Below are 12,413 nucleotides of genomic sequence, written 5' to 3'. Positions count from 1 at the left end.
TTTATGACCATAACCCTGTTTAATGAAGCTGAGTTAGCCGATGCGCTCCCCCGTACTATCGAACCATTCTGGAAAACTCAGGTCAGGACCGGAGTGTTCAAAGGATGTAAAGATGTACCGGTCAGCTATGCCTGGTGCGTACCTGATAATCCTAAAGGCAGTGTGCTGATAAGCTCCGGACGTATCGAGTCATTACTCAAGTATAAAGAGGTGATCTACGACTGTTTCCGGCATCAGCTGGCGGTATTTATTCTGGATCACCGGGGGCAGGGGCTGTCCGGACGCATGACCGACAATCCGCACCACGGCTATGTTGAATCCTTCAGCGATTATGTTGCCGATCTGATGACGTTTTACCATGACATCGTCAAACCACATCACAAAGGGCCTTTATCGCTGTTGTGTCACAGTATGGGTAGTGCAATTGGGGCTCTGGCGGCACTGGACAATCCGGCGCTGTTCAGCAAGGTTGTGTTCTGCTCGCCGATGTTTGGCATTCGTCCGTCACTGCCTGATCCGCTGGCCAATCTGCTGTTGTGGATGGGTAAGCGTAAAGCCGCTAAAGCGGGCATGGTGGCGGATTACTTTTTTGGCCAGGGCGACTACAAACCGGTTACATTCGGGGTGAATAAGCTGACGCACAGTGAAGTACGTTACCAGATTTTTCGTCAGCTGTATGAAGCCTCTCCGGCCATTCAGCTGGGCGGTGTCACCACGCACTGGCTGGAAGCCGCTCGCATTGCTATGGCTGAAATTGAACAGCGGGCAGCGCAGCTGACCATGCCGGTTCGTCTGTACAGCGCCGGCGATGACAAGGTGGTGGACAACCGCGCCCAGCGGCGGGTGGCCGGGCAAATCCGGCAGTGCAAAATGATGACCATCGACGGTGCCAGCCATGAACTGCTGATTGAAAAAGACGCCTACCGGCAGCCGGTTATGCTGGATATTCTGACATTTTTGCTGGCCGATTAGCGCTTGTCGCTGGACTGCTTTGCCCCTAAGCTTGGGGCAATGTAAATTATCATCGGATCTGTTTATGATTGATATTGTGTTGTACCAGCCGGAAATTCCCCCTAATACCGGCAATATCATCCGTCTTTGCGCCAACAGTGGCTTTGCCCTTCATCTGATTGAGCCGCTGGGCTTTGACTGGGACGATAAAAAAGTCCGGCGGGCCGGGCTGGATTACCATGAGTTTGCTCATGTGCAGCGTCACCCTGATCTGCACGCGTATCTGGATACAGCAAAACCTTCGCGCATTCTGGCCTGCACCACCAAAGGCAAGTCATTTCATAGCGACATCCAGTATCAAAAAGGCGATGCCCTGATATTCGGACCGGAAACCCGCGGCTTGCCGGATGATTTGATTCAGTCGCTGCCTCCTGAGCACCGTGTGCGAATTCCGATGTTACCCGACAGCCGCAGCATGAATTTGTCTAACGCGGTGTCAGTGTTTGTGTATGAAAGCTGGCGGCAATTCGGGTACGAGGGAGCCCGTTAGTTTACTTAATTAAAACTGCAAATAATAACCATTCCTATTTACACTTTATGGTTAAGCTTATAAAGTAGCCCACCGGTTACCTCTGTTGTGAGTCTGTAACCGCCGGGTGTGTTGTGGGTAAATGGTGCTGTGCAACAACCTGACTTATTCATATTTTAATAAGGAGATTGTTGTGGCGGTGTTAACCCTGACCGGCCTGGTGCTCAATGCACTGGCAGTACTGGCTGTTTACATGGGCTGGCGGCGAGCCAGCCGAGTCTGGGTATGGCTGAGCCTGGCCTTACTTGCCGGCAGTATCGTGGTATTCAGTGCCGGTGCGGTTGGCTGGGAATACGGGCTGACCTACGCGCTGTTTGTTCCGGGGTTACTGGTGTGGCTCGCCATTGCTAAAGAACACAGCAGCAAACCGAACAAGCCTCCTGCGGTGGCGCCCCGGCCACTCTCCTTTGCACCCAAAAAAGTCTTGTCTCATATTGGTCTGGCTTTCACTGTGCTGGTATTACAGCTTATCTTCAGTGTACTGATTACTCTGTCTGTCAGTCGTATGCTGCCGGTTGAGTACGCCGGACAACTGGCCCTGACAGTGGTGGTGACCCCGGTGGTGTGGGGCGTATTGAGCTACCAGTTGCTGGGCCGTCCCAACCGTTTAAAAAGTGTGTTGCAGCAAGCAGCCGTTGCTGCGTGTGGCGGTGTATTGCTGGTGGTGAGTTAGAATGTCGTTATTTTCCCGTCAACCGGCCCTCAATGCGCATAGCTGGGCCGGGGTATTTTTAGGTGTGTTTTTGTATCTGCTGTGCTTGTCAGGCACGCTGGTAGTTTTCAATCAGGAATTTGAACGCTGGGAACAGCCGGATATTCCCGAATTTGATACGGTCTCTCCGGATGCGGCCAATGCCGCGCTGAATCACTTTGTAGCCGCTGAGCCGGGTGAAACAGAACATTATTTTATGGTTTTTCCCACCTCCGGTATTCCCCGCTTTGTAGTGGAAAATGATACCGAAGCGTATTTTGCTGATGAACAGGGGCAGCTGCTGGAAAAGGAACACTTTCCATGGTCTAAAATGCTGGTGCAGCTGCATTATTATCTGCACCTGCCCCATAGCTGGGGTCTGATTGCAGTCAGCACCCTGGGTGCGGTTATCTGTATGCTGGTGATCTCCGGGTTTTTCGCCCACAAACGACTGGTAAAAGATGCCTTTCGGCTGCGCCGCGGTGGTAGCGGCCAGACCGGTCGAATCGACTTTCACAACCGCCTTGGGATCTGGGCCTCACCGTTTCACCTGATGATTGGTATCACCGGCACCTATTTTGGTCTGGCCGGGATTGTGCTGACACTGGTGGCGCAAATTGATACCCAGGGCGACCGGCAGGCGGTCACCGACCGGGTCTTCGCGCCAGAGCCGCATCTCGAGCAACCGGTAACTACGCCGGATGTGGGTGAGGCGATGCGCCAGTTTGCCGCCATGCAAACCGGTGAAGTGCCCATTTTTTTATCTGTTCACGATGTAGGCACTCCCCAGCAGTTTATTGAGCTATATGCTCAGGTGCCTGGCAAAATGATTTACTCTGAGAACTACCGGTTTGATGTCAACGGTCAGTTTATCGGCACCGCTGGCTACAAGGACGGACACTGGGGTAAACAGATCCTTTACTCTGTCTATCGTCTGCACTTTGGCGATTTTGCCGGGCTGCCGGTCAAACTGCTGTATTTTATTCTGGGCATTATGCTAACGGTATTGTGTGTATCCGGGATGGATATCTGGCTGGCTAAGCAGGGTAATCCGCTACGTCTGTCGCGGGTATGGGGCGCAATGGTATGGGGAACCCTCGCTGCACTGGCATTATCGGCGGCCTGCTCGTTTGTCACCGACACCTCAATGGTGGCCAGCTTCTGGTTATTGCTGTGCATCAGTATTGTGGCTGCGCTTTTCATCGCGCCGTTAACCGCCCGGCGCTGGCAATTTATCAGCGCAATAAGTTGTGTCGTGTTGCTATTGACTCATATGGCGGTGTGGCAGAGCAGCGCATTTAGCGTAAACGCCATCGGCATTAACAGTCTGCTGGCAGGTTTTGCGCTTTGGGCCGGCTGGCGGGCGCTCAAACAGCCATAACGTAACCTGTGATGCACTTAAACAAAAAAGGCCCGCTTATGCGGGCCTTTTTTGTGGTTTATCCAAAGGTACTAATACCGGTATCAGGACTCGCTTTTCAGATCCCGGGCCAGCAAGGCCAGCGCGGCTTCTTTGGGCGCTTTACCTTCATACAACACAGCAAAAATCTGCTCGCAGATAGGCATCTCTACACCCACCCGGGCTGCCAGCGTATGGACTTCTTCGGTATTACGGTAGCCTTCTACTACCTGGCCAATTTCGTCAATCGCCTGCTCAATGCCTTTGCCTTCACCCAGCGCCAGACCAAACCGGCGGTTGCGGGACTGATTATCCGTGCAGGTAAGCACCAGATCGCCCAGCCCGGCCATCCCCATAAAGGTTTCTGGCTGAGCCCCCAGCTTAACACCCAGACGGGTGAGTTCGGCCAGGCCACGGGTAATCAGGGCAGTACGGGCATTGGCACCAAACCCCAGACCGTCGGCCAGACCAGCCCCGATAGCAATAACATTTTTAACCGCGCCGCCCAGCTGCACACCGGTAAAGTCAGGATTTTTATATACCCGAAACGATTTGCTGCAATGCAGTTTGCCGGCAAAGCTGTCGACCAGCGCCTGATTGTGCGACGACAATGAAATGGCGGTGGGAAGTCCGGCGGCCATTTCTTTGGCAAAGGTCGGGCCTGACAGCACCGCCAGTGGATAATCGTCACCTAAAATGTCCACCGCCACCTCACGCAGCAAGCGACCTGTGCCGGGTTCCAGCCCTTTGGTTGCCCAAATAATTCGGTGCTGCGGTGTCAATAAGGGTTTGAGTGCATTAAGCATGGCCGAAAAGGCATGACTGGGGACGACGACCAGAATGTCTTGACTGGCCTGTACTGCCGCGGCCAGGTCTGGGACTATCTGCAAACTGTCGGGAAAAGTGGCACCTGGCAGATAGCGACGATTTTCACGGTCGCTGACCAGTTGTGCCATATGCTCAGTGTCACGCCCCCACAGCAGGGTAGGGTTGCCGTTACGGGCCAGACAAAAAGCAAGGGCGGTGCCATACGACCCCGCCCCTAGTACGGTAATAGAATCCGTGCTTTGCATAAATGGTGGTTTAGGCGTCCAGTTGTTGAGGCTGGCCGTCCTGCTCCTGTTGTGCGCGTTTTTGCATGTAAGCGGCAAAAATGGCGTCAAAGTTTACCGGCGCCAGGTTCAGCGGCGGGAAAGTTCCCCGGTTGACCAGGTTAGAAATAGTTTCGCGGGCATACGGGAACAGTACGTTCGGGCAGTAAGAACCCAGCATGTGTGCTTTGTTCTGATCTGGCATTTCGCCAATAGCAAAAATACCGGCCTGCTGAACTTCACACAGGAACGCTGTTTCTTCGCCCATAGAGGCCGTAACAGTTACTGATAAAACCACTTCAAAAACCGTTTCTTCGATTTTTGCTGTTTTGGTGTCCAGATCCAGCTTAATTTCCGGTTTCCACTCTTTGGTGAAAATTGCCGGTGCATTGGGAGATTCAAAAGAAATATCCTTTGTGTAAATACGCTGGATATTGAACTGCGCACCCTGACCCTGTTGGCCGGCTGCTGCGTTTGTTTGATTTTCTTCAGCCATGTTACTTCCTAGTTATCGTTTTTAATCAGCCTGCAGCGTATTAATTTGCCAGCAGCGCATCAAGTTTTTTCTGGGCTTCCAGTGCATACATGTCATCACATCCACCGATGTGCTGATCATCAATAAAAATCTGAGGTACCGTATAACCACCGTTGGCGCGTTCAATCATGACATCGCGCAGCTCTGGCTGAACATCAATTTCAAACTCGGTAAAACTCACGCCTTTTTGATTCAGCAGCGCTTTAGCGCGATGACAAAAAGGGCAGTACCCTTTGGTGTAGATTTCTACTTTACTCATAACCAACCTTATTTTGCGACGGGTAGGCCGGCACTTTGCCAGGCATTCATACCGCCTTTCAGCGTTTTAACATCGCTAAAGCCTGCTTTATGCATCGCAGTAGCAATAGCTCGTGCGCTGCTTCCCATTGCGCATACAACAATAATGGGTTTGCTCTTCTGGTTTTCAAGTTTCTTGAAATCCCGTGCTTTGAGCTCTTCCTGCTTAATCTGGCGAGCGCCAAGAATGTGGCCGGACTTAAACTCTTTCTGAGTACGGGTATCCAGAATTACCGCATCTTTTTTATTCACCAGCTGTGTCAGCTCGTGGGTGCTGATGTCTTTAACCGATGATGTCAGGCCACTGATAAAACTACCTACCAGTACCGCCAGCAGGGCCACCCAGATACCCGCTAGAATGACATGATTGCTTGCGAATTCGATCAACTGATCCATTACTTCAAACCTTACAGACCATAAAATGAGAGCAAAGTATATAGAAAATCAGCGCAGAAACCAGCGTTGCAGTGGGATCTATGTTGAGTTGCCGTAATTTCGCGTATGAATGTCCACGATGAGCGATGTTAACTGGAAAGCATGGCAGAACAATGACACTGTAGCGGCATCCATACCCGCTGATACCTGCTGCAGGAGGCATAAGATGAACAAACCGGATACCGTGGTACTGGCCATCGCGGATGGCTGGGGACTGGGCCCGCCTGCGCCGGGCAATGCAATTTACCAGGCGCGCACGCCGGTAATGGATGCGCTGGCTGCCCGTGCCGGAGCCAGCAAACTGACTGCATCCGGCGAGGCGGTCGGGGTTCCGGCCGGCCAGATCGGTAACTCAGAAATTGGCCATGTCACCATGGGCGCGGGGCGTCGTGTTAAGCAAAGCATCAGCCGTATTGATGAGGCGATTGATACCGGGCAGTTTGCAACCAACCCGGCGCTGGTCGCCTCCACCTCTGCTCTGACAAAAGGCACGGTATTGCATATTGTCTGTTTGTTATCAGATGCCGGTGTTCATGCGGTACTGCGGCACATCGAAGCGGCGCTGTCGGCAAGTCACCAGTTGTCGGTACCTGTAATGCGCCTGCATGTCATTACTGACGGGCGCGACAGCGCACCTGATAGTGCCGGTACGCTGCTCGCCATTATCGAAACAGCCTGTGCAACGTATCCGGACTGCCGGATTGCCTCGGTGTGTGGCCGGTTCTGGGCGCTTGATCGGGACAATAACTGGGCGCGCACTGAGACTGCCTGGCAGCTGATGGCACGGGGACATGCACAAAGACATTATGCTACAGCGCAACAGGCGATTGAGGCAGCCCGGCGCGAAGCCGTGACCGATGAATTTGTGCCGCCTGCATGGATTGGTGAGGCAGCACCGATGACCGACGGTGATGCTGTATGGATGCTGAATTTCCGGGCGGATCGGGCCCGGCAGCTGGCCATGGCGCTGGGGTATGGTCAGGTCGGACATTCTCATGACTTTTGTCATTTTGATATTACAGGCGGACCGGCGCTAAGCAGTCTGGTTACGCTGACCCGATACGGCGGGCAGGTGCCGGCCAGGGTGGCCTTTGATGTTCAGGATGTGCCCAACACATTAGGGCAGTGGCTCTCAGCACACGGTATCCGTCAGTACCGGATTGCGGAGACGGAAAAATATGCGCATGTGACCTTCTTTTTTAATAATGGCGCAGAAGCCCCGCTTAGCGGTGAAACCCGTACCCTGGTGCCATCGCCCAAGGTGACCAACTATGCTGAATGCCCGCAGATGCATATTGAGCAGGTCAGCCAGCAGTTGTCTGCGGCCATCGAAAGCGGTGAATATGAGGTCATTGTCTGCAATTTTGCTAATGCGGATATGGTCGGGCACACCGGTGAGCTAGATGCGGTCATTCAGGCGTGTGAAGCGGTGGATAAGGCCATTGGGGAGCTGCTGGCCGTGTGTCAGCGTACCGGTAATGTGCTGCTGGTCACCGCTGATCATGGTAATGCCGAAGCCATGCTGGCCGCTGATGGCACCACGCCGCAACCGGCGCATACTACCAATTTGGTGCCGTTTTATCACTGGGGCGTGAACCTGCCGGTTCGACATGGCGGCGAGCTGGCGGATATTGCGCCCACCATACTGCACTTGCTGGGGCTGCCAAAACCTGCTGAAATGACGGGCATTTCCTTATTTGGTAGCAAGTAACATGACAAACTCTCCAAAACGCCTGGTTGCCCGGCTGTTGTGCCTGTGCGTTTTGGTCGCCGGCTGGCCGCTTAGCAGTGTGCAGGCTCAGGATGATCAGCAGGCCCGGCTGGCCGAATTGCGTGAACAGCTAAAACAGCGTCAGGCAACCATCAAGGCCAATCAGGCAGATGCCCGGGAACTGCAGAATATTTTAGCCACCTCTGAAAAAGAGATCGGCGAAGCTGCCCGCCGGCTGGAAAATACCCGTCAGGCCCAGGCTGACAATCAGGCCCGTCAGCAGGCGCTGCTCAGCGAGCAGGACGATTTAAAAAAAGCCATTCTGGCGCAGCAGGATTTGCTGGCCAGTCAGCTGCGCAGTGCCTTTATGGCAGGCAACTATGATTACGCCAAAATGGTGTTTTATCAGGAAGAAGCCAAATCGTTTGAGCGTATTCTTACCTACTACAAATATGTTAATCAGGCCCGTCAGCGCGAAATCACCAAATTTAAGGATAATGTCGCCCGGCTGGAGCAGGTCAACGCCCAGCTAAAAGACAAGGCTACCGAGCTCAGCCAGCTGGTTAGCCGGCAGCAGCACCAGCGAACAGAACTGATTGCCCGGCAGCAGGACCGGGAACAGACCCTGGCCCGGCTGAATCAGAAAATTGCCACCGACGAGGCCCAGGTCACGGAGTTGCAGGCCAGTGAGGAAGCGCTGGTGGCCGCCATTGAAGAAGCGCGGCGGGCAGCCGAGCGGGCTAAAACCCGGCTCGATGGTCTGGCTAAGCTCAAAGGCAAACTGCTGGTGCCGGCAGAGGGGCGATTACGCCGCTTATTCGGTGCCCGTCGACAGGGTGAGGTGCGCTGGAAAGGGGTCATTTTTGAAGCCTCGGAAGGCAGTGCTGTGAGCGCGATTTCCCATGGACAGGTGGTTTATGCTAACTGGCTCAAGGGCTTTGGTCTGGTAACGATTGTGGATCACGGTAAAGGCTACATGAGCGTATACGGCCACAACCAGGCGCTGCTCAGGCAACCCGGTGACAAAGTGCAGCGTGGCGAAAAAATTGCGCTGGTCGGGCAGTCCGGCGGACAGAGTTCACCTAATCTGTACTTTGAAATTCGCCATAAAGGCAAAGCGCTCAATCCGTCCAGCTGGCTGGACTTGTAAATCGCCAGGCCCGGCTGGCCAGAACACCAGCAGGGGCTGCCTGCTTTAAATATTGCTTTGCGCACAAACACTGGTATGCTTTTTATACAGAGCAGGTGATCGTCTGGCCCTGGCGCCATCGCATCGTTTGCGACTGATAAAAATACACAACTATAAGAACATTGATTTGTGCGCTGGAATTCGTTTTTACCATTGCTATGGCCAATGCCAGGTGGCAATGTGAGCCGTGTTGTTGGTCGCTCATTGCTACTGATTTTATTTGCTGGCTGGTTTAGTCCGGCCGGTCTGGCCGCCTCCGTTTCCCTGCCACACCCGGCACCCCGTGGCACTATCACCATCATTATCGATGATATCGGTTACCGGTATACTGATGCGCTGGCGCTTAGTCTGCCTCCTGAGGTGACATTTTCAGTGCTACCCAATACCCCGCTGGCCAGCGAACTGGCATTATCCGGGCATGCCCAGGGGCGCGATATCATGCTGCACCTACCCATGGAAGCGCACAGTGACCGTGCGCAGGGTCCGGCAGCCCTGACCAGTGACATGTATCCTGAAGCGATTAGCGATACCACCCGGCAGGCATTGCTCAGCCTGCCGTTTGCGATTGGCGTGAATAATCATATGGGAAGCCGGCTGACCGAGCAGTGGCAGCCAATGCAGGCACTGATGCGAACCTTAAAAGCCCATGATAAATTTTTTATCGATAGTCGCACCACCATTGGTTCGGTGGCTGAACAGGCGGCCTTGCAGGCGGGAGTGCCGGTGGCCCGGCGGCATGTATTTCTGGATAATCAGCTTGATGAGTCGTATATGCAGGGTCAGCTGGACAGGCTGATCAAACTCGCCCGTAAGCACGGCAGTGCCATCGGTATTGCCCATCCGCATCCACAAACCATACGGTTTTTAAATCAGGCCCTGGGCTCGGTGAGTCAGTACGGCGTGGCGCTCACGCCGGTCAGTCAGTTGATGCAGCAACCTTCGGTGCCTGTGGCTGACTATGCCCGAAAAGAAGCCAGGACAGCCACCACGGCGCCGCGCTAAGCGCCGACTTCCTGTAAGGCCAGCTCTGGCAGATTAGTAAAAATGCCGTCTACGCCCCAGCTTTTCAGTTTATGCATGTCCTGTGGGTCATCCACGGTATACACCAATACCTTGAGACCTTCGCGGTGCGCAAGACGGACAATGTCCTCATCCACAATATCCATATCGATATGCATGGCATAGGCATCCAGCAGGCTGGCAAAATCAGCCCCGTTAACCGGATAAGACGCCGTCAGTGCGCCAATTTGTATATCAGGGCGCAGTACTTTGATGTCCTGCAGCCAGGTGTGATTAAACGACGAGACAATCAGATTTTCCGGACGCAGCGCACTGTGTTGCATGGCAGCATCCAACGAGGCCAGCCAGGCTTTAGCATCAGTCAGGTGTTTAATCTCAACATTACATATGATGTTATCCGGCAGCAGTTGCATCACCTCAGATAACAGAGGGACCGGTTTACCGTCGCCGGCATCCAGGCTGCGCAGATAAGCCACACTGGCCTCAGTAACCTTGCCCTGCCCATTGGTTGTACGGTGCAAAAAGCGATCATGAATGACCACCTGCTGGTCTTCCAGCTGATAGGTGTCCAGTTCGATGCCATGGGCGCCTTGTTGCAGGGCCAGAGAAAAAGCTGATAATGTATTTTCCGGAGCCTGTTGGCTGGCTCCCCGATGTGCAATTACCCACATTTGCTGTCTGCCTTTTGCTGTTTATGTGTATTAACGGTTTCGTAAACGGAAGCGGAGATGACCAGCGCCCCGCCAACCAGGGCTTTCCAGCCTGGTTTTTCGCCTAGCAGTACAATGGCCAGTAATACCCCGTAAAAGGGTTGCATACATGCAATTAAAGAAAAGGTTTTTGCTTTTAAATGTACCAAAGTTGCGGCAATCAGCGCATGGGGCAGGGCAGTAAACAAGGTGCCCAGAATAGCCAGCAACCACCAGCTGGTCTGGCTCGCGCCGGTCAGACTGCCGGACAACGTCGGAATCAGGCATACACAGACCACCATAATCTGCCAGGCCATGGCCTTGGCCCCCGAATAATGGGAAAAATGCTGGCGGTGTAGCAGATTGCGTATAGCATACAGCACCGCTGAGAATATGCCGGTTATCACGCCCAGAGTCACATCATTGTTTAATGAGCTTTCCGGCACAATCAGGGCAATGCCCACAAACACAATAATGGCACTGATCATGTCCTGCCAGGCCAGCCGGCTTTTTTCAAACAAGGGTTCAATTAACACGGTGATCACCGGAAAGGTGAACAGCGCAATCATACCCACCGACACTCCGGCGTATTGCATCGCGGCAAAATAGGTTACCCAGTGCAGGGCCATGAGGGCGCCAAGCCCGGTGGCAATGGCATAGTCGCGGGGAGCATCTAAGCGAAAGTTTTCTTTAGACAGGCGTAAAAAAATAAACAGGGCCAGGCAGGCAAACAACGAACGGCCCAGCGTGATATCTGCTGCTGATAAAGGGATAATCTGCGAAAACAGGGCTGTGCCGCCAAGCAGCACAACCGTAATATGCAGGGTTATCAGACTGCGTTTAACCGGATCCATTACGCCTCAGGCGCTGGGTCGGCTGATTCCTTACCACTGACATGGGCAAATGCTTCACCCAGTCGGGTCACCTGGCCGGCAGAAAGACCAGCAAAATCAATCGCATCAGGTTCAAAGCAGGCCACAATGGTTGAGCCCAGTTTAAACCGGCCCAGTTCATCGCCTTTGTTCAGTCGAACGGTAGCTTCACTGTCGGTATCGTACTGCCAGTGCTGCACATTTTGACCCGCCGGTGGCGTCACCGTGCCGGCCCATACCGTTTCAATACTGGCCACGATGGTGGCACCCACCAGCACCATTGCCATTTTGCCAACCGGCGTGTCAAACAGGGCGATAACCCGTTCGTTGCGGGCAAACAAACCCGGGATATTTTCTGCAGTTAACGGGTTCACCGAAAACAGTTCACCAGGCACATAAATCATGTCGGTCAGTACACCGTCTACCGGCATATGAATGCGGTGATAATCCCGCGGGGCCAGATATACGGTGGCAAATTGGCCGCCTTTAAATGGCTTGGCCAACTCTGGCTTACCGCCTAACAAGGTGGTCAGGGAATAGTTATGACCTTTTGCCTGAAAAATGCTGTCGTTGTGAATAGCGCCAAACTGACTGACGGTGCCATCGACCGGATGCGCCAGCGTGTGCGCATCTTCAACAATCGTACGCGCGCCTTCTTTAAGCGGGCGGGTGAAAAATTCGTTGAAGGTTTTGTAATGCTCAGGCTGTGGATACATGGCTTCGCTCATATCCACTTTATATTGTTTCACAAACAGTTTGATTAACCCGGTCGTCAGCGCACCAGCTCTGGCTGAGGCTAGCTTACCGATAAGCAGCGAAATCAGGTGTTTCGGTAAGATGTATTGAAGGTTAACTTTAAACCAGTCCAGCACAGCATTTCTCCTTTAAATAGACAGCGGGATTGTACCCTATCCTGCGCGCAGAAAAAGGATCTAACGGTTATG

The 12,413-nt window shown here is 53.4% G+C and carries 14 protein-coding genes; 7 read left to right on the top strand and 7 right to left on the bottom strand.

Annotation, left to right across the window (positions count from 1 at the left end):
• Positions 1–3 precede the first annotated feature (3 nt).
• The 4 genes from EZV72_RS16580 (at position 4) to EZV72_RS16565 (ending at position 3,612) form a co-directional block, all read left to right on the top strand.
• Complete coding sequence (locus tag EZV72_RS16580) at positions 4–972, top strand: alpha/beta fold hydrolase (RefSeq protein ID WP_137168276.1); 969 nt, start codon at positions 4–6, stop codon at positions 970–972.
• A gap of 64 nt (positions 973–1,036) precedes the next feature.
• Entirely contained in the window at positions 1,037–1,501 is a 465-nt protein-coding gene (gene trmL, locus EZV72_RS16575) for a tRNA (uridine(34)/cytosine(34)/5-carboxymethylaminomethyluridine(34)-2'-O)-methyltransferase TrmL (protein ID WP_137168275.1), read from the top strand.
• 172 nt (positions 1,502–1,673) lie between these two features.
• Positions 1,674–2,213, top strand: coding sequence for a hypothetical protein (locus tag EZV72_RS16570; protein WP_137168274.1), 540 nt, complete (start codon positions 1,674–1,676; stop codon positions 2,211–2,213).
• 1 nt (position 2,214) lies between these two features.
• Positions 2,215–3,612, top strand: a complete 1,398-nt coding sequence (locus EZV72_RS16565; RefSeq protein WP_137168273.1) for a PepSY-associated TM helix domain-containing protein — start codon at positions 2,215–2,217, stop codon at positions 3,610–3,612.
• 83 nt (positions 3,613–3,695) lie between these two features.
• Here EZV72_RS16565 and gpsA read toward each other — a convergent pair whose 3' ends face one another.
• The 4 genes from gpsA to EZV72_RS16545 are packed head-to-tail and all read right to left on the bottom strand — an operon-like array spanning position 3,696 to position 5,949.
• Positions 3,696–4,703, bottom strand: a complete 1,008-nt coding sequence (gene gpsA / locus EZV72_RS16560; RefSeq protein ID WP_137168272.1) for an NAD(P)H-dependent glycerol-3-phosphate dehydrogenase — start codon at positions 4,701–4,703, stop codon at positions 3,696–3,698.
• Positions 4,704–4,713: 10 nt separating this feature from the next.
• A complete protein-coding gene (gene secB / locus EZV72_RS16555; protein WP_137168271.1) occupies positions 4,714–5,217 on the bottom strand; it encodes a protein-export chaperone SecB in 504 nt (167 codons plus the stop codon).
• A gap of 40 nt (positions 5,218–5,257) precedes the next feature.
• Positions 5,258–5,515, bottom strand: coding sequence for a glutaredoxin 3 (gene grxC / locus EZV72_RS16550; protein WP_137168270.1), 258 nt, complete (start codon positions 5,513–5,515; stop codon positions 5,258–5,260).
• An 8-nt stretch (positions 5,516–5,523) separates the two neighbouring features.
• A complete protein-coding gene (locus tag EZV72_RS16545; RefSeq protein WP_137168269.1) occupies positions 5,524–5,949 on the bottom strand; it encodes a rhodanese-like domain-containing protein in 426 nt (141 codons plus the stop codon).
• A gap of 205 nt (positions 5,950–6,154) precedes the next feature.
• On the opposite strand from EZV72_RS16545, the gene gpmI reads away from it, so the two are divergent.
• The 3 genes from gpmI (at position 6,155) to EZV72_RS16530 (ending at position 9,890) form a co-directional block, all read left to right on the top strand.
• Complete coding sequence (gpmI, locus tag EZV72_RS16540; protein WP_175405150.1) at positions 6,155–7,699, top strand: 2,3-bisphosphoglycerate-independent phosphoglycerate mutase; 1,545 nt, start codon at positions 6,155–6,157, stop codon at positions 7,697–7,699.
• 1 nt (position 7,700) lies between these two features.
• Entirely contained in the window at positions 7,701–8,849 is a 1,149-nt protein-coding gene (locus tag EZV72_RS16535) for a murein hydrolase activator EnvC family protein (protein WP_137168267.1), read from the top strand.
• Positions 8,850–9,068: 219 nt separating this feature from the next.
• Positions 9,069–9,890 carry a divergent polysaccharide deacetylase family protein gene (locus EZV72_RS16530; RefSeq protein WP_175405149.1) on the top strand — a complete coding sequence of 274 codons (822 nt, stop codon included), beginning with the start codon at positions 9,069–9,071 and terminating at the stop codon, positions 9,888–9,890.
• Here the strand turns inward: EZV72_RS16530 and EZV72_RS16525 are convergent.
• Genes EZV72_RS16525 through asd form a run of 3 tightly spaced genes read right to left on the bottom strand, consistent with a single transcriptional unit; the run spans position 9,887 to position 12,341 of the window.
• Positions 9,887–10,579, bottom strand: coding sequence for a glycerophosphodiester phosphodiesterase (locus EZV72_RS16525; RefSeq protein ID WP_137168265.1), 693 nt, complete (start codon positions 10,577–10,579; stop codon positions 9,887–9,889). The genes EZV72_RS16530 and EZV72_RS16525 overlap by 4 nt on opposite strands.
• A complete protein-coding gene (locus EZV72_RS16520; RefSeq protein WP_137168264.1) occupies positions 10,570–11,451 on the bottom strand; it encodes a DMT family transporter in 882 nt (293 codons plus the stop codon). The genes EZV72_RS16525 and EZV72_RS16520 overlap by 10 nt, the downstream gene beginning before the upstream one ends.
• Positions 11,451–12,341, bottom strand: a complete 891-nt coding sequence (gene asd, locus EZV72_RS16515) for an archaetidylserine decarboxylase (RefSeq protein ID WP_137168263.1) — start codon at positions 12,339–12,341, stop codon at positions 11,451–11,453. Before asd ends, EZV72_RS16520 begins: the two co-directional genes overlap by 1 nt.
• Positions 12,342–12,413 lie beyond the last annotated feature (72 nt).

The sequence above is a fragment of the Salinimonas lutimaris genome (genome assembly GCF_005222225.1).
Taxonomy (GTDB): Bacteria; Pseudomonadota; Gammaproteobacteria; order Enterobacterales; family Alteromonadaceae; genus Alteromonas; species Alteromonas lutimaris.
Note: the sequence above shows the minus strand (reverse complement) of the source record. Positions and strands in the feature narration are given on the sequence as shown.

Bases quoted from the DNA above. Each gene is read 5' to 3' on its own strand.
- secB (WP_137168271.1), bottom strand. From the start codon at position 5,217: ATGGCTGAAGAAAATCAAACAAACGCAGCAGCCGGCCAACAGGGTCAG.
- EZV72_RS16565 (WP_137168273.1), top strand. From the start codon at position 2,215: ATGTCGTTATTTTCCCGTCAACCGGCCCTCAATGCGCATAGCTGGGCC.
- EZV72_RS16545 (WP_137168269.1), bottom strand. From the start codon at position 5,949: ATGGATCAGTTGATCGAATTCGCAAGCAATCATGTCATTCTAGCGGGT.
- gpmI (WP_175405150.1), top strand. From the start codon at position 6,155: ATGAACAAACCGGATACCGTGGTACTGGCCATCGCGGATGGCTGGGGA.
- EZV72_RS16520 (WP_137168264.1), bottom strand. From the start codon at position 11,451: ATGGATCCGGTTAAACGCAGTCTGATAACCCTGCATATTACGGTTGTG.
- EZV72_RS16525 (WP_137168265.1), bottom strand. From the start codon at position 10,579: ATGTGGGTAATTGCACATCGGGGAGCCAGCCAACAGGCTCCGGAAAAT.
- EZV72_RS16580 (WP_137168276.1), top strand. From the start codon at position 4: ATGACCATAACCCTGTTTAATGAAGCTGAGTTAGCCGATGCGCTCCCC.
- trmL (WP_137168275.1), top strand. From the start codon at position 1,037: ATGATTGATATTGTGTTGTACCAGCCGGAAATTCCCCCTAATACCGGC.
- EZV72_RS16535 (WP_137168267.1), top strand. From the start codon at position 7,701: ATGACAAACTCTCCAAAACGCCTGGTTGCCCGGCTGTTGTGCCTGTGC.
- gpsA (WP_137168272.1), bottom strand. From the start codon at position 4,703: ATGCAAAGCACGGATTCTATTACCGTACTAGGGGCGGGGTCGTATGGC.
- grxC (WP_137168270.1), bottom strand. From the start codon at position 5,515: ATGAGTAAAGTAGAAATCTACACCAAAGGGTACTGCCCTTTTTGTCAT.